At 66.8% G+C, this 24092-nt stretch carries 21 protein-coding genes and 1 CRISPR repeat array; of the genes, 15 read left to right on the top strand and 6 right to left on the bottom strand.

Features of this window, described 5'->3' with window-relative positions:
- Window positions 1-167: 167 nt before the first annotated feature.
- Genes FHS48_RS08675 through FHS48_RS08660 form a run of 4 tightly spaced genes read left to right on the top strand, consistent with a single transcriptional unit; the run spans window position 168 to window position 6296 of the window.
- Window positions 168-1376, top strand: coding sequence for an efflux RND transporter periplasmic adaptor subunit (locus FHS48_RS08675; RefSeq protein WP_221443431.1), 1209 nt, complete (start codon window positions 168-170; stop codon window positions 1374-1376).
- 29 nt (window positions 1377-1405) lie between these two features.
- The gene (locus tag FHS48_RS08670) at window positions 1406-4495 is read left to right on the top strand and encodes a multidrug efflux RND transporter permease subunit (RefSeq protein ID WP_184263165.1); all 3090 of its coding nucleotides are present in this window, start codon (window positions 1406-1408) and stop codon (window positions 4493-4495) included.
- 8 nt (window positions 4496-4503) lie between these two features.
- A complete protein-coding gene (locus FHS48_RS08665) occupies window positions 4504-5220 on the top strand; it encodes a response regulator (RefSeq protein WP_184263164.1) in 717 nt (238 codons plus the stop codon).
- The gene (locus tag FHS48_RS08660; RefSeq protein WP_184263163.1) at window positions 5217-6296 is read left to right on the top strand and encodes a sensor histidine kinase; all 1080 of its coding nucleotides are present in this window, start codon (window positions 5217-5219) and stop codon (window positions 6294-6296) included. The genes FHS48_RS08665 and FHS48_RS08660 overlap by 4 nt, the downstream gene beginning before the upstream one ends.
- 353 nt (window positions 6297-6649) lie before the next feature.
- Here FHS48_RS08660 and FHS48_RS08655 read toward each other — a convergent pair whose 3' ends face one another.
- From FHS48_RS08655 to FHS48_RS08645, 3 genes are all read right to left on the bottom strand, one after another.
- Window positions 6650-6808: a hypothetical protein gene (locus tag FHS48_RS08655; RefSeq protein WP_184263162.1), complete on the bottom strand. Its 159-nt coding sequence runs from the start codon at window positions 6806-6808 to the stop codon at window positions 6650-6652.
- A gap of 95 nt (window positions 6809-6903) precedes the next feature.
- The gene (locus tag FHS48_RS08650; protein WP_184263161.1) at window positions 6904-7056 is read right to left on the bottom strand and encodes a hypothetical protein; all 153 of its coding nucleotides are present in this window, start codon (window positions 7054-7056) and stop codon (window positions 6904-6906) included.
- A gap of 33 nt (window positions 7057-7089) precedes the next feature.
- A complete protein-coding gene (locus FHS48_RS08645) occupies window positions 7090-7440 on the bottom strand; it encodes an NHLP leader peptide family RiPP precursor (protein ID WP_184263160.1) in 351 nt (116 codons plus the stop codon).
- Window positions 7441-7600: 160 nt separating this feature from the next.
- Between FHS48_RS08645 and cas3 the strand changes: the two genes are divergently transcribed.
- The 7 genes from cas3 (at window position 7601) to FHS48_RS08610 (ending at window position 16162) form a co-directional block, all read left to right on the top strand.
- Window positions 7601-9802 (top strand): CRISPR-associated helicase Cas3', encoded by a 2202-nt coding sequence (cas3, locus tag FHS48_RS08640; RefSeq protein WP_184263159.1) that lies wholly within the window; start codon window positions 7601-7603, stop codon window positions 9800-9802.
- Window positions 9803-9830: 28 nt separating this feature from the next.
- Window positions 9831-10451: a hypothetical protein gene (locus FHS48_RS08635; RefSeq protein WP_184263158.1), complete on the top strand. Its 621-nt coding sequence runs from the start codon at window positions 9831-9833 to the stop codon at window positions 10449-10451.
- A gap of 2 nt (window positions 10452-10453) precedes the next feature.
- Window positions 10454-10648 carry a hypothetical protein gene (locus FHS48_RS08630; RefSeq protein WP_184263157.1) on the top strand — a complete coding sequence of 65 codons (195 nt, stop codon included), beginning with the start codon at window positions 10454-10456 and terminating at the stop codon, window positions 10646-10648.
- 233 nt (window positions 10649-10881) lie between these two features.
- The gene (gene cas5c / locus FHS48_RS08625; RefSeq protein WP_184263156.1) at window positions 10882-11550 is read left to right on the top strand and encodes a type I-C CRISPR-associated protein Cas5c; all 669 of its coding nucleotides are present in this window, start codon (window positions 10882-10884) and stop codon (window positions 11548-11550) included.
- Complete coding sequence (cas8c, locus tag FHS48_RS08620) at window positions 11547-13382, top strand: type I-C CRISPR-associated protein Cas8c/Csd1 (RefSeq protein WP_184263155.1); 1836 nt, start codon at window positions 11547-11549, stop codon at window positions 13380-13382. The genes cas5c and cas8c overlap by 4 nt, the downstream gene beginning before the upstream one ends.
- Window positions 13379-14245: a type I-C CRISPR-associated protein Cas7/Csd2 gene (cas7c, locus tag FHS48_RS08615; protein WP_184263154.1), complete on the top strand. Its 867-nt coding sequence runs from the start codon at window positions 13379-13381 to the stop codon at window positions 14243-14245. Before cas8c ends, cas7c begins: the two co-directional genes overlap by 4 nt.
- Before the next feature lie 336 nt (window positions 14246-14581).
- A CRISPR array of direct repeats spans window positions 14582-15543; the repeat unit is 31 nt; unit sequence GTCGCCCCCTCACGGGGGCGTGGATTGAAAC.
- A gap of 211 nt (window positions 15544-15754) precedes the next feature.
- Window positions 15755-16162: a hypothetical protein gene (locus FHS48_RS08610; protein WP_184263153.1), complete on the top strand. Its 408-nt coding sequence runs from the start codon at window positions 15755-15757 to the stop codon at window positions 16160-16162.
- A gap of 15 nt (window positions 16163-16177) precedes the next feature.
- Here FHS48_RS08610 and FHS48_RS08605 read toward each other — a convergent pair whose 3' ends face one another.
- Window positions 16178-16888: a DAPG hydrolase family protein gene (locus FHS48_RS08605; RefSeq protein ID WP_184263152.1), complete on the bottom strand. Its 711-nt coding sequence runs from the start codon at window positions 16886-16888 to the stop codon at window positions 16178-16180.
- An 87-nt stretch (window positions 16889-16975) separates the two neighbouring features.
- Between FHS48_RS08605 and FHS48_RS08600 the strand changes: the two genes are divergently transcribed.
- The 3 genes from FHS48_RS08600 to FHS48_RS08590 all read left to right on the top strand — a co-directional run bounded on the left by FHS48_RS08600 (window position 16976) and on the right by FHS48_RS08590 (window position 19859).
- Window positions 16976-17623 carry a TetR/AcrR family transcriptional regulator gene (locus tag FHS48_RS08600; protein ID WP_184263151.1) on the top strand — a complete coding sequence of 216 codons (648 nt, stop codon included), beginning with the start codon at window positions 16976-16978 and terminating at the stop codon, window positions 17621-17623.
- 106 nt (window positions 17624-17729) lie between these two features.
- Window positions 17730-18773: a class I SAM-dependent methyltransferase gene (locus FHS48_RS08595; protein ID WP_184263150.1), complete on the top strand. Its 1044-nt coding sequence runs from the start codon at window positions 17730-17732 to the stop codon at window positions 18771-18773.
- A gap of 246 nt (window positions 18774-19019) precedes the next feature.
- On the top strand, window positions 19020-19859 hold the full coding sequence (locus FHS48_RS08590; protein ID WP_184263149.1) for an OmpA family protein: 840 nt from the start codon (window positions 19020-19022) through the stop codon (window positions 19857-19859).
- Between the two features lie 391 nt (window positions 19860-20250).
- On the opposite strand, the gene gcvA is transcribed toward FHS48_RS08590, so the two are convergent.
- Window positions 20251-21150: a transcriptional regulator GcvA gene (gcvA, locus tag FHS48_RS08585; protein ID WP_184263148.1), complete on the bottom strand. Its 900-nt coding sequence runs from the start codon at window positions 21148-21150 to the stop codon at window positions 20251-20253.
- Between the two features lie 119 nt (window positions 21151-21269).
- Here gcvA and FHS48_RS08580 point away from each other — a divergent pair, with 119 nt between their 5' ends.
- Window positions 21270-21974 (top strand): SDR family oxidoreductase, encoded by a 705-nt coding sequence (locus tag FHS48_RS08580; protein WP_184263254.1) that lies wholly within the window; start codon window positions 21270-21272, stop codon window positions 21972-21974.
- Window positions 21975-22998: 1024 nt separating this feature from the next.
- On the opposite strand, the gene aroC is transcribed toward FHS48_RS08580, so the two are convergent.
- Window positions 22999-24090, bottom strand: a complete 1092-nt coding sequence (aroC, locus tag FHS48_RS08575; RefSeq protein WP_184263147.1) for a chorismate synthase — start codon at window positions 24088-24090, stop codon at window positions 22999-23001.
- Window positions 24091-24092: the final 2 nt, after the last annotated feature.

Raw genomic sequence — 24092 nt, 5'->3', positions numbered from 1 at the left:
GCAGGTTGCACGCATTTCTTGCCGGCTTCTGGTCTACCGGCTTCTGGCCCTAAAGACAGCGCGTCCGCCTGCGTCGCCGCCTCCATCAAATCTCCATACTCTCTGCGCGGAAGATCGACAGGCCTGTGGGATCAGGGCGGAATTGTCCCGGTCTTTGGATGCCGACGATGTCTTCCTCCCGTTTCCGTACCCTGTTCCTGTTCTGCGCCTGCCTGATGGCGGTGGTGTTTCTGCTGCGCTGGATCGCCAATGCCACCCCGGCCCCCGATGAGGCCCCCGCCGCCGCCGAGGCCCCGGTGACGGTCAGCGTCCTGACCCTTCAGCCGCAGGCGGTGACCCTGTCCGAGACCCTGCCGGGCCGGGTGGCGGCCTCCCGCCGGGTGGAGATCCGCCCGCAGGTCGGCGGCATCCTGCTGCACCGCCCGGTGCGGGAAGGGATGCGGGTGGAGGCCGGGCAGGTGCTGTTCCAGATTGATCCGGCCCCGCTGAAGGCTGACCTCGCCACCGCCGAGGCGGTGCTGGAGCGTGCCCGCGCCGCCGAGGCCCACGCCCGCCGGGCGATGGAGCGGGCCGATGGCCTGCTGGCGGGCAATGCCATCAGCCGCGAACGCCACGATGCCGCCCGCAACGATCTGGCGGTGGCCCGGGCGACGCTGGCCGAGGCGCAGGCCGGGGTCAGCCGCCGTCAGCTGGATCTGGCCTTTGCCACCGTGCGGGCCCCGGTTGCCGGATATGTCGCCAGCGGGCTGGTGGAGGAAGGCGGCCTTGCCACCCCGACCTCTGACCGGGCGCTGGCAGTGGTGCAGGAGCTGGACCGCGTCTATGTCGATCTGCGCCTGCCGTCCGCCAGTCTGGCGGCGCTGCGGGCCGCCGGGGCCGCCGGGGCCGGGGCGGTGGAGATCATCCGCCCGGACCGCCAGCCGCATCCTTCTCCGGGGCATCTGGCCTTTTCCGACCTGACCGTAGACCCCGGCACCGGCACCCTGCTGGTGCGGGTGGTGGTTGATAACCCCGGCCTGACCCTGCTGCCGGGGCAGTATGTGCGGGCCCGGGTGCCGACGGTGGTGCTGCCTGCCGCCCTGCTGGTGCCGGAGGATGCGGTGATCCGCACCGGCAGCGGCCATACGCAGCTGGTGACGGTGACGGCGGATGGCCGGGCCATCCGGCAGGAGGTTCAGCTGGGCGAAACCGTCGGGCGGCGCGTGGTGGTGCGCTCCGGCCTCCGCGCCGGGGACCGGGTGGTCGTGCAGGGGCAGGACCGGGTTCCCGACGGCATCCCCGGCGGGGTGGCGGTGCAGGCCTCCGTCCTTGAGGCCGACGATGCCCCGTCTTTCCACACGCCCCAGTCTCACACCCCCCTGTCCCGCACGCCGTGACCTGATCTCTCCCCGAAAGCCCTGACGCCATGCCGCAGTTTTTTATCGACCGCCCGGTTTTTGCCTGGGTGATCGCCATTTTCATCGCCCTTGCCGGGCTGGTGGCCCTGCCGCAGTTGCCGGTGGCGCGCTTCCCCGAAATCGCGCCGCCCAGCATCAGCATTTTTGCCACCTACACCGGGGCCAGCGCCCGGACGGTGCAGGACAGTGTGGTCAGCCCGATCGAGAAGGAACTGTCCGGGGTCCGCAACATCCTCTACACCGAGTCCACCGTGGACTCCTCCGGGGCGGCGACGGTGATGGTCACTTTCCGGCCCGGCACCGACCCGGAGCTGGCGCAGGTGGACGTGCAGAACCGCCTGAAAAGCGCCGAACCGCGCCTCCCGGAAGCGGTGCGCCGCAACGGCGTGACGGTCGAGGCGGCGGAATCCGGCTTCCTGATGGTGATTACCGTCAAATCGCGCAGCGGCGCCACCGATGCGCTGACGCTGGGCGATTACCTGAACCGCCGTCTGGCCGAGGACCTGCGGCGGGTGCCCGGCGTTGGCCGGGTGCAGTCCTTCGGGGCGGAGCAGGCGATGCGGGTGTGGGTTGATCCGGCAAAGCTGGCCTCCCACAGCCTGAGCATGGCCGAGGTGATCACCGCCATCCAGCGGGAAAACGCGCAGGTGTCCCCCGGCTGGCTGGGGGATGAGCCGACGGTGCCGGGCACGCGGATGTCCGCCCCGCTGACCGTGCGCGGCCAGCTGAGCACCCCGGAAGAGTTTGCCGCCATTCCGCTGCGGGCCCAGCCGGACGGATCGCGGCTGCTGCTGTCGGATGTGGCGCGGGTGGAACTGGGGGCGCAGACCATGGCGTTCTCGGTCCGCAGCAATGGCCGCCCGGCGGCGGCGGCGGCGGTGCAGATGGCCCCGGGGGCCAATGCGGTGCGCACGGCGGACGGCATCGCCGACCGGCTGGAGCAATTGCGGGCGGCGATGCCGGAGGATATGGAGGTGATGGTGTCCTATAACACCGCGCCCTACGTCAAAGTGTCGATCCTGAAGGTGGTGCAGACCCTGGCCGAGGCGATGGGGCTGGTGTTTCTGGTGATGCTGCTGTTCCTGCAAAAGGTGCGCTACACGCTGATTCCGGCCATTGTTGCCCCGGTGGCGCTGCTGGGCACCTTTGCGGTGATGCTGGCCGCCGGGTTTTCCATCAACGTGCTGACCATGTTCGGCATGGTGCTGGCGATCGGCATTCTGGTTGATGATGCCATCGTGGTGGTGGAGAACGTGGAACGCATTATGGTCACGCAGGGGCTGCCACCGAAGGAGGCCACCCGGCAGGCGATGCGCGAAATCACCGGGGCGGTGATCGGCATCACGTTGGTGCTGGCGGCGGTGTTCATTCCGATGGGGCTGGCCGGGGGATCGGTCGGGGCGATTTACCGCCAGTTCACCCTGTCGATGGCGGTGTCGATCCTGCTGTCGGCCTTTCTGGCCCTGACCCTGACCCCGGCCCTGTGCGCCACCCTGCTGAAACCGGTGACGGACCATGCCCGGCATGGCTTTTTCGGTGGCTTCAACCGGGGCTTTGCCGCCCTGACCGCAGGCTACACCGGCTGGGTCGGCTGGGTGCTGCGGCGGGGCGGGCGGATGCTGGGGCTGTATGCCCTGCTGCTGGGGGGGCTGGCCTTTGGATATCTGCGCCTGCCGACCGCCTTTGTGCCGGAGGAGGATCAGGGCTCGTTCATGGCGGCGTTTGAACTCCCCGCCGGGGCGACGGCGGAGCGGACCCGGGCGTTGGTCGAACGCTACGAGGCCCACGCCGCCACCCGCCCCGATATTGTCGAAAGCACGGTGATTTTCGGCTTCGGCTTTTCCGGCTCCGGCCAGAACGCGGCACAGGGCTTTGTCACCCTGACCGACTGGGACCGCCGCAGCGGCCCGGTGGAGGCGGAAATCGCCGCCGCCACCGCCGCCATGGCGGGCAGCCCGGAAGGGACGGCGATGATGCTGAAACCCCCGGCGATTGAAGGGCTGGGCACCACTTCCGGGTTTTCGCTGCGGCTGGAGGACCGGGCCGGGCACGGGGCGCAGGCCCTGACCGCCGCCGGAGACCGCCTGATCGCGGCGGCGGCGGCCAGCCCGCTGCTGACCGGGGTGATGCAGGAAGGCTTGCCGGACGGGTCCGGCGTGACCCTGCACATCGACCGCCAGAAGGCGCAGGCGCTGGGCGTGCCGTTTTCGGTGATCAGCGAGGTGATCTCGGCGGCGGTCGGATCGGTGTATGTCAACGACTTCCCGGCCGGCGGGCGTCTGGCGCAGGTGATCGTACAGGCCGATGCCCCGGCCCGCATGCAGGTGCAGGATATCCTGCGGCTGGAGGTGCGCAACCTTGACGGCGGCATGGTGCCGCTGGCGGAACTGGTGACCCCGGAGTGGGAGCCGGTCAGTCTTCAGAAGGTGCGCTACAACGCCTATCCGGCGCTGCGCCTGACCGGATCAGCGGCCCCGGGGGTCTCCAGCGGGGCGGCGATGGCGGAGATGGAGCGTCTGGCGGCGGCGCTGCCGCCGGGGTTTGGCGTGGAATGGACCGGGCAGTCCCTTCAGGAACAGCAGGCGGCCGGACAGGCCCCGCTGCTGCTGGCGGCGTCGGCGCTGGTGGTGTTTCTGGTGCTGGCGGCGCTGTATGAAAGCTGGTCGATCCCGCTGGCGGTGCTGCTGACGGTGCCGCTGGGGGTGCTGGGGGCGGTGGCCGCGGTGCTGGCCGGGGGGCTGGAGAATGATGTGTTCTTCAAGGTCGGGCTGATCACCATCATCGGGCTGTCGGCGAAAAACGCCATCCTGATGATTGAATATGCCCGCCACCTGCACGGGCAGGGCACCCGGCTGAACCGGGCGATCCTGACGGCGGCGCGGCTGCGGCTGCGGCCGATCCTGATGACCTCGCTGGCGTTCATTCTGGGGGTGGTGCCGCTGATGACCGCACGGGGCGCGGCCTCTGAGATTCAGAACGCCATCGGCACCGGGGTCTTTGGTGGTATGGTCAGCGCCACGGTGCTGGCGGTGTTTTTTGTGCCGGTCCTGTATGCCACGGTCAGCCGCCTTGGCCGGACCGGTCCGGGAAAGAAGTGAGGTCTTCCGTGCAGAATGCGCTGATCCTGATTATCGAGGATGAACCGGAAATTGCCGAGATCCTTGAACGCTACCTCAGCCGGGAAGGCTTCCGGGTGGTCTCCGCCGGGGATGGTGCCACCGGGCTGGCCCATCACCAGCGGCTGCGGCCTGATCTGGTGCTGCTGGATATCAAGCTGCCGGGGCAGGATGGCTACGACGTGCTGGCGGCGCTGCGGCGGCGCGGCGACACCCCGGTGATCATGGTCACCGCGCTGGCCGAGGATCTGGACAAGCTTCAGGCCCTGCGGATCGGTGCCGATGACTATGTGGTCAAACCGTTCAACCCGCTGGAGGTGGTGGCCCGCGCCAAGGCGGTGCTGCGGCGGACACTGGGGCGGACGGACGGACAGGTGCTGCGGGCCGGGCCGTTGCAGGTGGACCCGCAGGCGCACCGGGCGGCGGTGGAAGGCCCCGCCGGAACGGTGGTGCTGGACCTGACCCCGACCGAATTCCGCCTGCTGGCGCATATGGCCGCCGCTCCGGGCCGGGCCTTTGAACGGTCGGAACTGGTTGATGCCTGCCTGCCGGAGGGCGAGGCGCTGGACCGCACGGTGGACAGCCACATCAGCAACCTGCGGCGCAAGCTGGCCGCCGCCGGGGCGGACGGTCTGCTGGCCGGGGTGCGCGGCGTCGGGTACCGGCTGGAGAGCCGGTTGGAGAGCCGGTTGGAGGGGCGGCCATGATCGGTGACCTGAATTCCCACATCGTGCGGGCGATGGTCGGGCTGACGCTGCTGGCCTTTGCCGTGGTGTACTTCGGCCTGCTGGCCTATTTCTTCTTCCTCTACGACTGGCTGTATCCCGATGCCGCCGATGTGGAGGTCTGGCAGCTTGGCGATGCGGTGATGCTGGGCCTGCTGCTGGGCACCGGGATTCTCACCGCCTCCGGCATCGGCTGGCGGCTGGCCCGCCGCATCGCCGATCCGCTGAAGTCGGTGGCGGAAGCGGCGCGCCGGGTGGCGCAGGGCGACTTCTCGGCCCGGGCAAATCTGTCCGGGCGCGGCTTTGGCGAAGCGCGGGAGCTGGTTGCCGACTTCAACCACATGGCGGAACGGTTGCAGCGGGCGGAAGGGGAGCTGGCCTATTCCAATTCCGCCATTGCCCACGAACTGCGGACGCCGCTGACCATTCTGCGCGGCCGCCTTCAGGGGCTGTCAGACGGGGTGTTCGCCCCCAGCCCGGAGCTGTACGGGCGGCTGATCGCCCATGTTGATGACCTGTCGGCGATAGTCGAGGAACTGCGCACGCTGGCGCTGGGCAACGCCGGAAAGCTGGACCTGCACCGGGGGCCGCTGGATCTGGGGGCGGAAACGGCGGCGGCGCTGGCGACCATGGCCGATGACCTGACCGCTGCCGGGCTTGGCATCGACACGCAGTTTTCCCCGGCCCCGGTGCTGGCCGACCGGGCGCGGCTGCGGCAGATGGTGGTGGCGGTGCTGGATAACTGCCGCCGCTATGCCCCCGGCAGCCGGGTGCGGCTGGAAACCGGGGTGGAGGGGACGGCGGACGGCTGCTTCAGCGTGATCCGCTGCGCCGACAGCGGCCCCGGCCTGTCGGCGGAAAACCGGGCCCGGGCTTTTGAGCGGTTCTGGCGGGCGGAGGAGTCACGCGGGCGCCGTCTCGGCGGATCCGGCCTTGGCCTGTCGATTGTGCGGGCGATTGCCCGTGCCCATGGCGGCGACGCCACCCTTGCCGACAGCGGACCGCCGGGCCTGACCGTTGAGATCCGGCTGCCCTGTCCGCCGCCGGAGGAATCCTGAGGGCGCGGACGCCCGCGCCCGGCAATTGAGGGACCAAAAAAACAAAGCGGAGCGCAGCGACTGGGCCATTGAGGCCCCGTGCCCGCGTGGGCACGTAAGCCAAGCGGGCGGACGCCCGCGCCCGGCGATTGAGGGACCAAAAAACAAAGCGGAGCGCAGCGACTGGCCCATTGAGGGCCCGCGCGACCATTCGCGCGTAAGCCAAGCGGGCGGACGCCCGCGCCCGGCAATTGAGGGACCAAAAAAACAAAGCGGAGCGCAGCGACTGGGCCATTGAGGCCCCGCGCGACCATTCGCGCGTGAGCCAAGCGGGCGGACGCCCGCGCCCGGCGATTGAGGGGCTAAACAGACAATCAGCCGTTGCGGCTGAAGTTATCCGCTGTGTTGGCATTCTTGGTATTCAGCGGGGTGGAGCAGTTGGGGCGGCTGCCGGCGGAGACGGCTTCCAGATCGCGGTCGGACAGTTCGTCCTGCGGCTGCGGCTGCTGCGGGGAGGTGGGCTTCTGGGTCATGATGGGCAGGGTCCTTGGTGGGAGGGTCGGGAGGGGATCCTGACAGGAACAGCGGGGTCTGGGTGTGACGGTTGTCAGGATCCGCCAAAAAACGGTCAGTTTCTTCTTTTGGCGGGAGTGAGGCCGACGTCCGAAGGCCCTTGGGGGGAGGAGGCGGTTCCGGCGGAGACGGCTTCCAGATCGCGGTCAGAGAGTTCGTCCTGCGACTGCGGCTGCGACTGCTGCGGGGAGGGGGACGGCTTGGTCATGGTGGTCATGGTCCTTGGCTGGGGGGAGAGCGGTCAGCTCAGTCTTTTGACGGGGGTGAGGGCGGAGTCCGACGGCCCCCGGGACGCCGATCCGTTTCCGGCGGCGACCGACTCCAGATCATGGTCGGAGAGTTCGCCCGGCGGCTGCGCCACTTCCAGCGGCAGAACCAGAACGGAGCGGGAGGCGGTTTCCTGCACCACGTCCAGCGTCAGGCCGGGGGGCAGGGTGATGCCGAAAGCGTCCTGAAGGGCGCGGGCGGGGTTGGCCAGCAGGGCGGACCGGAAGCGCGGATCCCGGTGCGCCCGCAGCAGGATGGCCCGGTGATCCGACAGACGGGCGTCGATCACATCTTCAATGCTGGGGGTGGCGGAGGGTGCGGGCATGGCGGCTTTCCGGTCTGAACAGGTGTTCAGCCTGTATAGCAGGACTGATGCAGCCCTTACATGAGACGACCGTCACACATCAACTGGGGTTGAAGGCGGCGGATCCGGAACGCTATCCTAACTTTCGGTTGTTTTCCCGGCAGTCGCGCAAGGCTTTCTGATGACGGACTATTTCGCCCATTCCACCGATGGCCCGGAACAGACATGGGAACGGTTGACCGACCATCTGCGGCAGACGGCGGAGCGGGCGGGCGGCTGGGCGGCGGCGCTGGATGCTGTGGCCGACGGTCAGACAGCTCTGGCCGGATGGGCGTGGCTGGCCGGGTGGCTGCATGATGCGGGCAAGGCCAGCGCGGGCTTTCAGAAGCGCCTGCGCGGCGGCCCGAAGGTGGACCATGCCACCGCCGGGGCGGTGCTGGCGGACGGGTACGGGCTGATCGGGCGGCTGCTGTCCTATGGCATCGCCGGGCACCACAGCGGCCTGCCTGACGGGGGAGCGCTGGCCGCCCGCAAGGCAGGCTGGGCCGGTCGTGCCGCCTTTGATGCGGCGGCGGTGGCCCTGCCGCCGGACGGCCCGCTGTTACCGCTGTCCCCCGATCCGCTGCCGGGGGCGCTGGCCACCGGTATGGGGCGGGCGATGCTGACCCGGATGCTGTTTTCCTGGCTGGTTGATGCCGACCGGCTGGAGACGGAACGGTTCTGCTCCCCGGACCGTTCCGCCCGGCGCGGGGCGGAGCGGATCCTGACCCCGGATCTGCCGCAGCGCCTGCAGACCGCGCTGGAGGCCCTGCGCCAGCGGGCGGAGGAAACCGCCTCTCCACTGGCCGGGGTGCGGGCCGATATTCTGGCCGGGGCCCGCGCCGCTGCCCCGCTGGCCCCGGGGTTTTTCAGCCTTCAGGTGCCGACCGGCGGCGGCAAGACGCTGGCGTCGATGGCCTTTGCGCTGGATCACGCCGCCTGCCACGGCCTGCGCCGGGTGATCAGCGTCATCCCCTATACCAGCATCATCGAGCAGAACGCGGCGGTCTACGCCGGGATCTTCGGGCCGGAGGCGGTGCTGGAACACCATTCCGGCTTCCGCGACCATCAGGCCCCGAAAACCGATGGCTCGGCGGAGGATGAGGACAGCGACAAGCCGCGTCTGGCCGAGGACAACTGGGATGCGCCGGTGGTGGTGACCACCAGTGTGCAGTTCTTCGAAAGCCTGTTCGCCACCCGCCCGGAAACCTGCCGCAAGCTGCACAACATCATCGGGTCGGTGATCGTGCTGGACGAGGCGCAGATGCTGCCCGCGTCGCTGCTGCGCCCGTGTCTGGAAGCCCTGCGGGTGCTGGTGCAGCACTGGCGCTGCACCGTGGTGTTCTGCACCGCCACCCAGCCGGAGCTGGAAGCGTCAGACTGGGTGCGGGCCGGGCTGCCGCCGGGCAGCATCCGCCCGATCATCGCCGATCCGCACCGGCTGCACCGCCGCCTGATCCGGGTAACGGTGCAGGACCGGGGGGCACTGACCGATGCGGCGCTGGTGGCGGAGCTGACGGCGGTGCCGCAGGCGGCCTGTATCGTCAACCGCCGCGCCCATGCCGCCACGCTGGCCGGGCTGCTGCGCGAAACCCTGCCGGAGGCGGAGCGCGACAGCGTGTTCCACCTGTCGGCGCGGATGTGTCCGCAGCATCGCCGGATGGTGCTGGCAGCGGCCCGGCAGCGGCTGGCCGCTGGGCTGCCGTGCCGGATTGTCGCCACCCCGGTCATCGAATGCGGGGTGGATATCGACCTGCCGGTGGTGTGGCGGGCGCTGGCCGGTCTGGACAGTCTGGCGCAGGCCGCCGGGCGCTGTAACCGTGAACTGCGGCGCGCCAGCGGGCAGATGTTCCTGTTCACCCCGGATCCGGACCACAGACAGAGGCCGGAGGAACAGCGCCGCCTGTCCGCCACCCGCGCCGTACTGGCGGACCACGCCGACGATCCGTTCAGCCCGGCGGCGATGGCGGCCTATTTCCGGGCCTATTACAACACCAGCGTTCTCGATCAGCCGGAGGTGATGAAGGGCGTGGCCGATGCCTGCAAAAGCCGCCCGGTGATCGCCTTTGAAACGATGGCGGAGCGCTTCCGGATGATCGAGGACGGCGGCGCCCTGCCGGTGCTGGTGCCCTTCGATCCTGCCGGGGTGGCCCTGCTGGACACCCTGCGGCAGACGGAAACCCCGCCGAAACGCCTGCTGCGGCAGGCGCAGGCCTATACCGTCACCCTCTATGCCTCGGAAATCGCCGCACTGGCGCGGGCCGGGCGGCTGGAAACCCTGCATGGCCGCTTCCGCGTGCTGGACGCGGCGGCCTACGATCCGGGGCTGGGGGTGGTTGTGTAAGGAGATGTCGATAGGGTAGAGTTGTGATGTGGTTAATTCTTATAAATGGTATTGTGTCGGGATGAAAAACCGGGGTGTTACCGCCGTTGAGAGGGCAAGGTATGCTGCCTTGCGGCGGTTGATCCATGACGTTACCGAGGCCGAGATCAACCGGTCTTGTCCCCCCGGCTGTATCGCCATTGAATTGACCGGCATTACGGAAGAGGCCCTGTCCTGCTGGGAAGAGATCCGTCTGATGCAGTACCGTCCCGGAAACCCCGGAGGATGGGACTGGGGCCATATCCACAGGGTATACCGGCGTTTCAAGAAACGGTTTGAAGTTGCGGTCTGGGCCGTTGTACGGCGCTCTACTTCCCCGTATGATGAAGTCAGGGTTTTGTGTGGGTTTGCGGTTGGCAAGCCGTCGCGTGCGAATCATGTGTTGAGTATTTATTTTATGGAAAGATCGCCTGAGCCGGATAATCCGCTGAAGACGCGTATACTTTCCATCGTCCTTGACACAGCCATGGCACATGCTATGGCCATTGGCAGCAAGCAACTCCGTTTAGTGCGTCCTTTGCCAGGGATACGGTCAAAATACGAGGCCCTCGGTTTCCGGTTTGTTGAGGGACGCAAACGCTATGCACCTTATTGCGTGCGGGAGGTCTGATCATGAGCAATGCCGTCTATGCCCCTGTCAGTACCGGTTCATCGGTAACCTGCCGGGATAGCGAGGCCATGCTTGATCTGGCCCGCGCCCGCCTGAAAGGCTTCAGAAGCCTGACGTCTGGCCTGACGGCGGATCAGAAGGCTGTGGTCTTCGGGGATGCCGGGCCAGAGGTGGCCGGAGGGGGGAATCTCCGCTGAGGGCAGGCCGTCAGGCCTTTCGGGAACAGAAAGATGACACGGGGCAGACGCTGGTCTGCCCCGTTTTTCGTCTTTGGGGTCTTCCTGAGATGAAGGGGGATAGCCCCGACAACGGCATCCCCCTGCCTTTAACTACATCTTAAAGTAACAGCTCCAGCATAATGATCGACCTTGGATTTTCCTGTTTTGGCCATGAAAGCCGGAGCGGGTGGAGGGGAAGAGGAGGAAGCGCGATGTCCTTTGGTGTGCGGATGCGGGTCAGCGGGGAATACGCCTGTTTCACCCGGCCGGAAATGAAGGTGGAGCGGGTCTCCTACGACGTGATGACCCCGTCGGCGGCGCGCGGCATTCTGGAATGCGTACATTGGAAACCGGCCATCCGCTGGGTGGTGGACCGCATCACGGTGCTGAAGCCGATCCGCTTTCAGTCGGTGCGGCGGAACGAGCTGTCTTCGAAGGTTTCCGGGCAGGAAGCGGCGCGGGTGGCCACCGGGCGCGGCGGGCGGCTGGAAACCTTTATCGAGGACGACCGCCAGCAGCGGGTCAGCCTGCTGCTGACCGATGTCGATTACATCATCGATGCCCACTTCGAGATGACCGACCGCGCCGGGCCGGAGGACAACCCCGGGAAACATCTGGATATTTTCACCCGCCGTCTGGCCAAGGGCCAGAGCTTCCAGCATCCGGTGCTGGGCTGTCGGGAGTTTTCGGCCACCGATTTCGGCCCGGTCAGCGGCGATCTTTCCCCGGTCGATGACAGCCTGCGCGGGGAGCGGGATCTGGGCTGGATGCTGTACGACATTGATCACGCCAACGGGCGGGCTCCGTGTTTCTTCCGGGCGAAACTGGTGGATGGCGTGCTGCATGTGCCGCCCCGGGCCGAGGTGGGGCTGGTGTCATGATCCTGCAACGGCTGAATGAACTGTATGACCGGCTGGCGGCGGAGGACGGCGAGGGGGAAATCCCCCGTCTTGGCTTCGGGGTGGAAAGGATTTCGTGGGCGGTGGTGCTGCGGGCGGACGGCAGCGTCCGGGGGGTGACCGACCTGCGCAACACCGTCATCACCCGGCAGGGCAAGGGCAAGAAGGAAACCTCCAAGGTTCTGCCGCGCCCGATGGTGGTGCCCAAGCCTGCCAGCCCGCGCACCAGCGGAGTGATGGCCTTTCCCTTCTGGGATAAGACCTCGTACGCACTGGGCGCGGAAGAGGGGGGAGACCCCAAGAAAATCGCGAAGCATTTCCCGGCGTTCCGGGCCTTGCAGGCGGAGGTTCTGACCGGGGTGGACGATGCCGGGGCCCGTGCCTTTCTGGCCTTTCTGGCACAGTGGCAGCCGGAACAGGCGGCCGGGCTGGAGCATTGGGCCGAGATCACCGCCACCAATGTGGTGTTCATGCTGGATGGGGAGCCGGGCTTCCTGCACGACCGCCCGGCCTTCCGCGATGCCTGGCTGGCCCGGTGCGCGGCGGCGGAAGGCGATGTCGTCACCGGCCAGTGCCTGATCACCGGCCAGATCCAGCCGGTTGCCAAGGTCCATTCGCCCCTGCGCGGGGTGGTGGATGCCCAGACCTCCGGCGCGGCGATGGTGTCGTTCAATAAAGAATCCTTCTGTTCCTATGGCCGCAGCGCCAAGGATCAGGGCCTGTCGGCCCCGATCGGCCAGCCTGCCGCCTTTGCCTATACCACCGCCCTGAACCACCTGCTGCGCGGCAGCGATGCCAACCGCCAGAAGCTGACCATCGGCGATACCACGCTGGTCTACTGGGCCAACCTGCACCTGAAAGACGGCGGCGAGGCGCTGGTCCACAGCTTTCTGACCGGCGACGGGCTGGAAGGCGATGCCGAAACCGAACAGCGGCTGGACCGCGCCCTGCGGCAGATCCGCGCGGGGGTGCCGCCGCGCGATGTGCTCGGGGTGGAGGCCGATACCCGCTTTTACCTGCTTGGCCTGTCGGCCCCCGGCAAGGCCCGCCTGACGGTGCGCTACTGGGAGGAAACCACCCTCGGCGCGGTGCTGACCAATGTGCAGCGCCACCACGCCGCCATGGCGGTGGTCCCCTCCGGCCCCAATCCGGCAGAGGAACCGCAGATGTTCGGCCTGTGGCAGTGCCTGACCACGCTGGTGCCGGAACAGAAGCGGGAAGAGGTACCCGGCCCGCTGGTGACCACCCTGCTGAACGCGGTGCTGCACGGCACGCCCTATCCGGCGGCGCTGCTGCCGCTGGTGCTGGAACGCATCCGCCACGGCCAGAGCGAAAAGTTTGATCCGCTGTCGGCGCTGCGCGTCGGCCTGCTGAAAGCCACCCTGATCCGCAATTATTCGCAGGAGATCACCGTGTCCCTGAACCCACAGGACAAGACCCCGGCCTACTGCCTCGGGCGGTTGTTCGCGGTGCTGGAGAAGGCCCAGAAAGATGCCTTGCCCGGCCTGAATGCCACCATCAAGGACCGTTACTTCGCCGCCGCCAGTGCCACTCCGGCCATGGTGTTCCCGGTGCTGCTGAAGCTGGCCACCCACCACATCGCCAAGGATGAATACGGCCAGACCAAGGACCGCCAGATCGGTGAAATCATGGAGCTGCTGACCAGTGAGGGGGCGATGCCGGACCGCCTGTCGCTGTCGGAACAGGCGCATTTTGCCGTCGGCTATTACCACCAGCGCACCGACCTGTACCGGAAGAAGGCGGACAGCGCCGCCGCTTCCCCCGATGTTTCTTCTGACGAGGCCGCGAAATGACCGTGTTGCAGAACCGTTATGAATTCGTCTACCTGTTCGATGTCACCAACGGCAATCCCAACGGCGACCCCGATGCCGGCAACATGCCGCGCCAGAACTTTGAAGACCAGCACGGCATCGTCACCGATGTCTGCATCAAGCGGAAACTCCGCAATTACGTCGATCTGGCGCTGGGCGGCACCCCCCGCCACGATATCTATGTGCGCGAAAAGGCGATACTGAACGAACAGCACCAGCGCGCCTACACCGCGCTGGAGGTGGACGCCAAAAACTTCAAGCCGACCAGCGACCCCGCCGCCGCCGCCGCCCTGACCCAATGGATGTGCGATACCTTCTTCGATGTCCGCACCTTCGGTGCGGTGATGACTACCGGTGTCAACTGCGGGCAGGTGCGCGGGCCGCTGCAACTGACCTTCGCCCGCTCGGCGGAGCCGATTTCCGTGCAGGAAATCACCGTCACCCGCATGGCCGTCACCAACGAAAAGGACCGCGAGAGCGAACGCACCATGGGCCGCAAATATGTGGTGCCCTATGCGCTGTACCGCCTGCACGGCTACATTTCCGCCCCGCTGGCCGAACGCAGCGGCTTCACCGAGGCCGATCTGGAAACGGTGTGGACGGCGCTGGCCAATATGTTTGACCACGACCGTTCCGCCAGCCGGGGGGAAATGACGGCACGAGGCCTGAAGGTCTACCGCCACGCCGACCGCCTCGGCTCCACTCCGGCCAAGGCGCTGCTCGACCGGGTGAAGATTGGCCGCGCCCCCGGCAGCACCGGCCCGGCCCGCAGCTTTGACGATTACGTGGTGACGTGGAACCGCGACGGCCTGCCCGCCGGGGTGGAGGCGATTGACCGCTTCTGATCCGGGGGCGGGGCGGGGCGGCGGAACCGTCCTGCGGACGGTGGGGAAGCAAGCCTTTTTCGGGAAAAAGGCTTGACCCAAAAAGCCCGTTTCTGTGATTGGGTGTCAGGAAACCCCGGTTCCGGCGTACTGCGCCGGGCCGGGGTTTTTCTGTCTTCACCGCGAACCGCAAGCAGGCGCTGCGACTCCGGGGGGTTCGCGGTGGCGTAAGAGGTTGAGGGGATTGGATAAATATTTCCGGATGCGGAATAATGACGCCGTTTGGCAGCAGGGATTTGGAGGTTCGCGGTAGAGGGTGTATTTTGAGTGCCGGGTCAAGGCATTGCCAGACACCCAGTCGCCCCCTCACGGGGGCGTGGATTGAAACGACGGCGTTGTCGAGGGCCAGCCCAGTCAGCAGGACGTCGCCCCCTCACGGGGGCGTGGATTGAAACTTTCCCGCGTGATCCGTAAAACGCCTGTCGATACGTCGCCCCCTCACGGGGGCGTGGATTGAAACGCCGGAATGGTACCGGCGGCTCGCTGAAATCACCACGTCGCCCCCTCACGGGGGCGTGGATTGAAACAGTAACCTGCCGCACATGCTTGAAGAGTGCTTGAGGTCGCCCCCTCACGGGGGCGTGGATTGAAACCTGTCCGCTGGCTAGGTGGATTGTACCGCAGGCGGGTCGCCCCCTCACGGGGGCGTGGATTGAAACCGTTCTTTGTCCTCGTATTCGATTTCCAGCGTCACGTCGCCCCCTCACGGGGGCGTGGATTGAAACGTGGCGGTAAACGAAATAGATGTTGTCGGCGTCCTGGTCGCCCCCTCACGGGGGCGTGGATTGAAACACCTGCTATTACGAGGCCGGTTCGTCGATCCGAAGGTCGCCCCCTCACGGGGGCGTGGATTGAAACGCCGTATCGGTATCGGCGATACGCACCGCGTCCTGTCGCCCCCTCACGGGGGCGTGGATTGAAACTTCCGCAGAAACGGAATTGATGGTTCCGCTCAAAGAGTCGCCCCCTCACGGGGGCGTGGATTGAAACGGAGTGACCGTGAGCCTGTCCGATCCCGCCAAAATGTCGCCCCCTCACGGGGGCGTGGATTGAAACAGGGTCTTGGCTCATCATGCCCTCATCAGTCAGCCCGTCGCCCCCTTCGCGGGGGCGTGGATTGAAACAAGGCTCATATAGTCGGTATAGACGTCGGGCACAATGTCGCCCCCTTCGCGGGGGCGTGGATTGAAACTGACGCGATGTTTGTTGCGATGCGAGACGGCAAGGGTCGCCCCCTTCGCGGGGGCGTGGATTGAAACTCCGTGGGGCCTTTCCTCCAGATCGGAGTCCCGTCGTCGCCCCCTCACGGGGGCGTAGAACCGTCTTTGCGACCCTCCCACTTTCCCCAAGGCTTTTTGGCGCTCCCTTTTTCTCGAAAAAGGGGGCATCTCACCGCCCACCGGGCGGTTCTTGCGCCGGATCTGGTTTCCCGCCATGCTGCGGGCCGTTTTCCCGCAAGGAGGCCCCGCCATGCCGCAGACTGCCCCGGATTTTGCCCTGCGTCCGGAAGATCCGTCGGATCTGGAAAGTCTGCGCGGCCTGTACATCGTCAGCCGCTGGCAGGAGATGGCGGAGGCCGGATTGCCGGAGGCGGAGCGGCCGGAGTTCCTGACGTGGCAGTTCTTCCAGCAGCGGGACCATTTCGCCGCCACCGGGGCGGAGGTCTGGGTGATCACCGTGGAGGGGGCAGTGGCCGGGCGGCTGGTGGTGCAGGAGCAGCCGGGGGTTCTGGCGCTGCTGGGTCTGGCGGTTCTGCCGCCGTGGCAGGGCGGCGGGCTGGAAGGCGCGGTGCGGGCGCTGGCGGCGCAGCGGGCGCAGGAAGATGGTCTGGTGCTGGTGGCGGCAGAGCCTGCCGGTGCGGGCCCCGCCACCCCATAAATCCCTGATCGCGGGTTACCACATCAGCGGCACATCGGCGCGGTTGTCGGCATCGGCCCAGTACAGCGACGGCAGCACTTTCGACAGATAGGTGAACTCGGCGTAGCAGTGCTGAAGCAGCCCGAGGCCGATGGCATCGGGCAGGGTGTGGCCGGTTCCGGCGGCGGTCTGGCCGAGGATGAAGCGGCTGCGCAGCACCGCGCCGTAGCTGGTATCGCGCACCACATGCACCATCTGGTCCGCCGGGTCGCCGTTGGCATCCAGCCGGACATCCTCGCCGAAGCCGATGCGGGCGTAGACGGCGGCGGAGGCGTGGCCGTCGGCCATGGTCTGACGGTACAGGGCGGGGGTGAACACCTCTTCCGGGTCGTGGAATTTGATGGTGGCGGACACCGGCGGAAAATCGCCGAGGGCCTCCACGGCGCGGATGGTGGCGCCAACGTAGTTTTTGCCTTTCTGCCAGTGCCGGTCCCAGCCGCAATGCTCCAGATGGTCGATCGGGTGCCACCACTTCAGGTGCTGGGTGGTGTCAAACTGCTTGAACCACCAGTCCAGCATCCGGCCCTTGCAGCCGTGCAGGTCGGTGCGCACCGCCACCACCAGCGCGCCATCGGCAAGGCGGGTGATACCGGTTTCCAGCCGCAGCGGGGCGGGGGCCAGCAGGTCGTCGATGTAAGCGATTCCGGCCCGGGCGGGGTCGGGGGAGAGGGGGGTTCTGTCGGTCATGATGATACTCCGTAATTAGGAAACTTTGATCGTTTCCTAATTACGGAGTATCATCCGCCCCCCTGAGCTGTCAAACGGAGAGTTCCCGTGCCGCCTTCCGCCCCGCCGCCCCGCCCCCGGGGGCGCCCCGCCCTGCCGGAAGAGGACCTGCGGGGAAAAGTTGTGCAGGCAGCCACCCAGATCCTGCTGTCGCAGGGCTATGCGGCGGCGACGATGGAGGCGGTGGCGCGGCAGGCCAATGTGGCGAAAAAGACGGTTTACCGTTTTGCCGCCAACCGCGAGGAGCTGATTGCCCTGATCCTGCGCGACTGGACCGCCCCGTTTCCGCTGGCGTTTGAGGCCGAGGCGGCGGATGCCGGGGCGGCGCTGCGGGTGCTGGAAGACAGTCTCATCCTGATTGCCGGACGGGTGTTGACGGCGGAGGCGGTCGGGCTGTTCCGGCTGCTGGTCAATGATCTTCCGGAGCGGGAGGCGGTGCTGGAGATCTACACGGCGGCGGGGATCGACCGGTCCCGCGCCCTGCTGGCCGGCTGGTTATCCCGCCACCGGGCGCGCGGGGTGATCACCTGCCCGGATCCGGCGCTGGCGGCGGACCTGATCCTGTCGATGGTGATTGCCGAACCGTTGCGCCAGATCGCCATCCGCCTGACCCCGCCACAGCCGGAATGGGACATCCGCCCCCGGGTGCAGGCCGCCCTGAGCCTGCTGCGGCTGACGGCGGGGGCCGCGCCCTGAAACCCTCTCGCAAAAGCTGATGAAAGCCGTCAGTATCCGGTGGTATTCCCGCGCCCGGATATCGGGTCTGCGGGGCAGTGATTCTGGTATGAAGGGCCTTCGGGTGATGAAGAAAAAGCTTCTGCGCGCACGCTATCAATCCGGCGAAGGGGGCTATGCATCCCTTGATGCCCGGGCCCGGGAGGCACGCGAGGCTTTTGTTGCTGCGCATGCCCCGGATACCGCATTGGTGCCGCAGCGTTGTGTGGTCTGTCAGGGGACTGAAATGACCGTGGTCGGCGAGATTGACCGCTACGGCTTCTATTACCCCACCGGCCTGTGTGACTGTTGTGGCACGGTCCAGCAGGCGTTGTATTACCCCGAGGAGGTTCTGGCGGATTTTTATGCGCAGTTCTACCGGCGGCTGTACGGGCATCCCCAGCCGGATGGCCTGTTTGCCCATCAACGCCGGATGGTCGGGCCGGAGATCAGCGCGGCGGTTGCGCCGCTGGTCACGCCGCGGACGGTGCTGGAAGTGGGATGCGGGGCCGGTGGCACCCTGTCGGTGTTCCGGGATCAGGGCTGCCGGGTGCTGGGGCTGGACTTTGACCGCGACTATCTGGCCGCTGCCGGGCGCAACGGGGTCGAGACCCGGCGCGGATCGCTGGAGCAGCTTCAGCCCGGGGAAACCTTTGACCTGATCATTGTCTGCCATGTGCTGGAACATATCAGCGATCCGCTGGCCTTCCTGCTGCGCCTGCGCGATCACCTCAGCCCCGGCGGTGTGCTGTATATTGAGGTGCCGTCGCTGAATGATGTCAGCGCCGGGGCCTATCAGTTTGATCTGCGGAACTACTGGCACATTTCCCACAAGGTGCATTTCTCCAGCCGCTCGCTGGCGCTGCTGGGCAAGCGGGCAGGCCTGACCTGCTTGCAGGCCGATCAGCGGATTGCCTCCTGCTGGGGCCGGGCTGAGGCACCGCAGCCGCTGACGGCGGAAGAGATGGCCGCCTCTCTGGCGGAAAACACCGCGCTGCTGGAGCAGATCGAGCGCAACCGCACCAGCCTGAAGGTCAATCCGCGTTTTGTCGTGCGGGCGGTGCGGCGGTTTGCCCTGCGCCAGCTTGACCGGCTTGGCCTGAAGGATACGGTCAAGCGGATGCTGTCGTAAAACCAGAGAACGACTGTCTGTTTGCGAAGGATATTTTCAGGCTGGACACATTTCCCGAAGTGGCTTTCCGCCTGACAGAGATCAGGAGTAGCCTTTTGTCTGTCAGCGCGCCGGAGCGTCAAGGGGGGGCCGGGGTGGCACCCCGCCACCGGAGCGCGGCGGCACCGGCATGGTTGACCGGCCTGCCTGCATACCGGCAGGCGGTCAACCCTGTGGGGCAATTGGAACAGCAGAGGAAATGGCACTATGAAGAAGCTCATCGCGTGGTCTGTTGCTGGCGTGGCGGTTTTGGCTCTCAGCGGCTGCGCTGAGAACTGGGACATCGACGGCGTGGCCGGTATGAAGGGCAAAGGGGATGCCTTTACCTCTGCCTTGCAGGCCAATTATCTGGACAGTGCCCGTTTCGAGAAGAATGAAGGCAACTGGTCGTCGGTGCAGTATTTCACCGAACGCGCCCGCGCTGCCGCCAATGGCACCGCCCCGACCCCGCAGGAGCCGAAGGAACGCGGTCTCGAGGGCAATGCCGACGTGGCCGCCGCCCGCGCCAGACTGGTTGCCGCGCTGGCGACCAAGGCCCCGAAGGATGCGCCGGAGGCCTGCGCCAAGGCGCAGGTGTCGTTCGAACATTGGATGGAGCAGTTGCAGGAAGGCTGGCAGACCAACGACATCGCCACCTACAAGGGCAATTACGACAAGGCGATGGCCCTGTGCGTGCCGAAGGCGGAGCCGGTGATGGCGGCCAAGCCGAAGATGACCATGCGCTATGTGGTCTATTTCGCCACCGGCAAGGCGGCGCTGGATAAGGCGGCGATGACGGTGCTGTCCGATGTCGCCAAGGAACAGGCGGCGGATAAGCCGATCAACATCTATCTGGCCGGGCATACCGATACGGTCGGCAATGCCAAGGCCAATCAGGCGCTGTCGGAAAAGCGCAGCAAGGCGGTTGCCGCCCAGCTGGCCAAGATGGGTGTCGCCACCAAGGCGCTGGACCTGAAGTCGCTGGGCGAAAGCACGCTGGCGGTTTCGACCAAGGACAATGTGGCGGAAGGCAAGAACCGCCGCGTCGAAATCTGGTTTGAAAAGTAAGATCGGCCGCCCTTTGAAATGATCCGTCTGGCGGCCGGCAAGCCCGCGCGGCATCTGAGCGTCACCGTCTCGGCATGAACTGATCCAACGGGTCAGTTCATGGGCCGGGCGGTATAAGATGATCTGAACCGCAGGACAGGTTGACCTGTCGGTGACGGAACGGGGCAGTGGCGACGCTGCCCCGTTTTGTCTGTTCTGTCGTTTCTAGTCTGCGGTGGCGGGGGGCGGCTGTTTTCTGACAAGACGATCAGTTTCTTTTGATGATCTTAAGAAATAAAACGGGGTTTGGGGCCAATGGCCCCCAGCGGGTCCGGGCGGCAGCCCGGGGAAATGTTTTGGGTCCGGGCGGCAGCCCGGGGAAAGGCTTTGGGTCCGGGATAAGGTTGCAGGATCAGGCCCGGCCTGCGGCCGTCAGCAGCCACTGGCGCACCGCCGCCACCGGGGCCGGGTGGCGCGGCTTGCGCGGGCTGATGACGTAGAAATCCGCTCCGGTCCGTACCTCCACCCCCGGAAACACCCGGCTCAGGCGGCCGCCGCGCAGATCATCCCCGACAAAAAAGTGACTGGCCAGCGCCAGACCCTGTCCGGCAATCGCCGACTCAATCGCCAGAGCGGTCTGGTTGAAGCGGATGTTGTGCGGGGCCGGGGGCGTTCCGGCGGGGAAGGCCTGCTCCAGTACCTGCGGCCATAGGGTGTGGGCATCATGCAGCAGTGGGTAGCGGGCCAGATCCGCCGCCGTCTCCGGCGGGCCGAGGCGGGCCAGCAGCAGCGGGCTGGCCACCGCCACCAGCACCTGATCGAACAGCAGATCGGCCTGAAGCCCGGCCCCGAACGGCGGGCGGCCATAGCGCACCGCCAGATCCACCGAGTCCGACTGGAAGGTGCTAATGCGGTCACTGGCAAGAATCCGCAGGTCAATTTCCGGGTGCAGGGCGGTGAAGGCGGGCAGGCGCGGGATCAGCCAGCGGCTGGCAAAGCTGGGCGTGACGCTGATGGTCAGGTGCTGCGGCTCCGGCGTCAGCAGCTCCGCCGTCGCCTCGGCAATCAGGTCGAAGGCCCGGCGCAGGGTGGTGGCATAGGCGCGCCCGGCATCGGTCAGCGCCAGCGTGCGCGGCAGGCGGTCGAACAGCCGCACCCCCAGCAGGGCTTCCAGCCCGCGCACCTGCTGGGCCACTGCCCCCTGCGTCACCCCCAGTTCCTCCGCTGCCTGCCGGAACGTCAGGCTGCGGGCGGCGGCATCAAAGGCGCGCAGGGCGTTCAGCGGTGGCAGGCGGCGCGGGGTGTCGGTCATGGATGCAGGATCCGATAGTTTTTCTATAGTCTCAACGGTGCCGAACTGGTTCGTCGTGCCCCGGCCCCCATGGTACAACAGGGGCAGTCAAACGACAGCCTTTCCCACGGAGAACGATGATGACAGCAGAAAAAGTGGCCCTGATCACCGCCGGTGGCAGCGGTATGGGCGCGGCGGCGGCAAAGCGGCTGGCGGCGGATGGCTACCGCGTCGGCATCCTGTCGTCCTCCGGCAAGGGCGAGGCACTGGCCGCCGAACTGGGCGGCTTCGGCGTCACCGGATCCAACCAGTCCAACGATGACCTGAAGCGTCTGGTCGATGGTGCCATGGAGCGCTGGGGCCGCATTGATGCGCTGGTCAACAGCGCCGGTCATGGTCCGCGCGCCCAGATTCTGGAAATCAGCGACGAAGACTGGCACAAGGGCATGGACGTTTACCTGATGAACGTCATCCGTGCCGTGCGACTGGTGGTGCCGGTGATGCAGGCCCAGAAGGGCGGGGCGATCGTCAACATCTCCACCGCCTGGGTGGCCGAACCCAGCGCCATGTTCCCGACCTCGGCGGTGTTCCGCGCCGGTCTCAACGCCTACGTCAAGCTGGTCGCCGATACCTACGCCGCCGACAACGTGCGCATCAACACCGTGCTGCCGGGCTGGATCGACAGCCTGCCCGCCACCGAGGAACGCCGCGCCGGGGTGCCGATGCAGCGCTACGGCACGTCGGAGGAAATCGCCGCCACCATCGCCTTCCTCGTCTCCGACGGTGCCGGGTACATCACCGGCCAGAGCCTGCGGGTCGATGGCGGCCTGATGCGCTCCATCTGAGTACGAAGGGACCGGACGGGGCGTCAGGGGCTTTGCGGGTTCCACCCGCACCCGCCAAGGGCCTTCAGGCCCTTGGATCCCGTTTTTGCGGCCGGACTGGCGTCTTGAGAGAAGTCCGCAGCCTGTTTTGATGGTCTTAAGACACCAAAACGGGGTTTGGGGCCAATGGCCTCAAGCGGGTCCGGGCGGCAGCCCGGGGTATGGATGCAAGGGGTAATGCGGGTTCCACCCGCGCCCGCCAAGGGCCATTGGCCCTTGGATCCCGTTTTGGGGCCGGACTGGCGTCTTGAGAGAAGTCCGCAGCCTGTTTTGATGGCCTTAAGAGACCAAAACGGGGTTTGGGGCCAATGGCTCCAAGCGGGTCCGGGCGGCAGCCCGGGGTATGGATGCAAGGGGCTTTACGGATTCCACCCGCGCCCGCCAAGGGCCATTGGCCCTTGGATCCCGTTTTGGGGCCGGGTGGGCGTCTTGGCAGAAGTCCGCAGCCTGTTTTGATGGCCTTAAGACACCAAAACGGGGTTTGGGGCCAATGGCCCCAAGCGGGTCCGGGCGGCAGCCCGGGGTATGAATGCAAGGGCGAATGCGGGTTCCACCCGCGCCCGCCAAGGGCCATTGGCCCTTGGATCCCGTTTTGGGGCCGGGTGAGCGTTCTGGCAGAAGTCCGGAACCTGTTTTGATGGCCTTAAGACACTAAAGCGGGGTTTGGGGCCAATGGCCCCAAGCGGGTCCGGGCGGCAGCCCGGGGTATGGATCCAAGGGGCTTTACGGATTCCACCCGCGCCCGCCAAGGGCCATTGGCCCTTGGATCCCGTTTTGGGGCCGGGTGGGCGTCTTGGCAGAAGTCCGCAGCCTGTTTTGATGGCCTTAAGAGAATAAAACGGGGTTTGGGGCCAATGGCCCCAAGCGGGGCCGGGCGGCAGACCGCTGTGGGGTTGGGTCCGGGCGGCAGCCCGGGGGGACGGAATGATACAAAAAAGGGAGCCGGTGCAGGCTCCCTTTCCTGTTTTCTGAAGGCGTGGGCCGTTTACCGGCTGCCGCACTGGCCGCGATGGCGCAGCAGGTGATCGGCGAGGGTGACGGCCATCATCGCTTCGGCCACCGGCACGGCGCGGATGCCGACGCAGGGGTCGTGGCGGCCTTTGGTCCGCACGTCCACCTCGGTCCCGTGGATGTCCACGCTGTGGCGTGGCGTCAGGATTGAGGAGGTCGGCTTCACCGCCATGCGGGCGATCACCGGCTGGCCGGTGGCGATGCCGCCGAGGATGCCCCCGGCGTGGTTGGACAGATAGCGGATCGAGCCATCGGCGTTCATCCGCATTTCGTCGGCGTTGTCTTCCCCGCTGTAGGCGGCGGTGTCGAAGCCGTCGCCGATTTCCACGCCCTTGACGGCGTTGATCGACATCAGCGCTTTGGCGAGGTCGGCATCCAGCTTGTCATAGACCGGGGCACCGAGACCGGCGGGCACGTTATCGGCCACCACCTCGACCACCGCCCCGCAGGAGGATCCGGCCTTGCGGACGCCGTCGAGGTAGGCTTCCCAGTCGGCCACCGCACCGGGATCGGGGCAGAAGAACGGGTTGGTGTTGACCGTCTCCCAGTTCCAGCGGCTGCGGTCGATGCGGTGCGGGCCAAGCTGCACCAGCGCGGCGCGGATGATGACACCGCCGGGCACCAGCGCGTTCAGCACCGCCCGGGCGACGCCGCCCGCTGCCACCCGCATCGCGGTTTCGCGGGCGGAGGACCGGCCGCCGCCGCGATAGTCGCGGATGCCATACTTCTGCCAGTAGGTGACATCGGCATGGCCGGGGCGGAACTGCTGGGCAATCTCGCCGTAATCCTTCGACCGCTGATCGGTGTTTTCGATCAGCAGGCCGATGGGGGTGCCGGTGGTCTGCCCTTCGAACACCCCGGACAGGATGCGGACGGCGTCCGGCTCCTGCCGCTGGGTGACGAAACGGTTCTGGCCCGGTTTGCGCCGGTCCAGCCACGGCTGAAGATCAGCCTCCGACAGCGGGATGCGCGGCGGCACGCCATCCACCACACAGCCGATGGCCGGGCCATGGCTTTCGCCGAAGGTGGTGAAGCGGAACAGGGTGCCGAAACCGTTGCCAGACACGG

The sequence above is a fragment of the Novispirillum itersonii genome, from assembly GCF_014205675.1.
Lineage (GTDB): Bacteria > Pseudomonadota > Alphaproteobacteria > Rhodospirillales > Rhodospirillaceae > Novispirillum > Novispirillum itersonii_A.
Note: the sequence above shows the minus strand (reverse complement) of the source record. Positions and strands in the feature narration are given on the sequence as shown.

Bases quoted from the DNA above. Each gene is read 5' to 3' on its own strand.
- FHS48_RS08675 (WP_221443431.1), top strand. From the start codon at position 168: ATGTCTTCCTCCCGTTTCCGTACCCTGTTCCTGTTCTGCGCCTGCCTG.
- FHS48_RS08670 (WP_184263165.1), top strand. From the start codon at position 1,406: ATGCCGCAGTTTTTTATCGACCGCCCGGTTTTTGCCTGGGTGATCGCC.
- FHS48_RS08660 (WP_184263163.1), top strand. From the start codon at position 5,217: ATGATCGGTGACCTGAATTCCCACATCGTGCGGGCGATGGTCGGGCTG.
- FHS48_RS08655 (WP_184263162.1), bottom strand. From the start codon at position 6,808: ATGACCCAGAAGCCCACCTCCCCGCAGCAGCCGCAGCCGCAGGACGAA.
- FHS48_RS08650 (WP_184263161.1), bottom strand. From the start codon at position 7,056: ATGACCAAGCCGTCCCCCTCCCCGCAGCAGTCGCAGCCGCAGTCGCAG.
- FHS48_RS08645 (WP_184263160.1), bottom strand. From the start codon at position 7,440: ATGCCCGCACCCTCCGCCACCCCCAGCATTGAAGATGTGATCGACGCC.
- cas3 (WP_184263159.1), top strand. From the start codon at position 7,601: ATGACGGACTATTTCGCCCATTCCACCGATGGCCCGGAACAGACATGG.
- FHS48_RS08630 (WP_184263157.1), top strand. From the start codon at position 10,454: ATGAGCAATGCCGTCTATGCCCCTGTCAGTACCGGTTCATCGGTAACC.
- cas5c (WP_184263156.1), top strand. From the start codon at position 10,882: ATGTCCTTTGGTGTGCGGATGCGGGTCAGCGGGGAATACGCCTGTTTC.
- cas8c (WP_184263155.1), top strand. From the start codon at position 11,547: ATGATCCTGCAACGGCTGAATGAACTGTATGACCGGCTGGCGGCGGAG.
- cas7c (WP_184263154.1), top strand. From the start codon at position 13,379: ATGACCGTGTTGCAGAACCGTTATGAATTCGTCTACCTGTTCGATGTC.
- FHS48_RS08610 (WP_184263153.1), top strand. From the start codon at position 15,755: ATGCCGCAGACTGCCCCGGATTTTGCCCTGCGTCCGGAAGATCCGTCG.
- FHS48_RS08605 (WP_184263152.1), bottom strand. From the start codon at position 16,888: ATGACCGACAGAACCCCCCTCTCCCCCGACCCCGCCCGGGCCGGAATC.
- FHS48_RS08595 (WP_184263150.1), top strand. From the start codon at position 17,730: ATGAAGAAAAAGCTTCTGCGCGCACGCTATCAATCCGGCGAAGGGGGC.
- FHS48_RS08590 (WP_184263149.1), top strand. From the start codon at position 19,020: ATGAAGAAGCTCATCGCGTGGTCTGTTGCTGGCGTGGCGGTTTTGGCT.
- gcvA (WP_184263148.1), bottom strand. From the start codon at position 21,150: ATGACCGACACCCCGCGCCGCCTGCCACCGCTGAACGCCCTGCGCGCC.
- FHS48_RS08580 (WP_184263254.1), top strand. From the start codon at position 21,270: ATGACAGCAGAAAAAGTGGCCCTGATCACCGCCGGTGGCAGCGGTATG.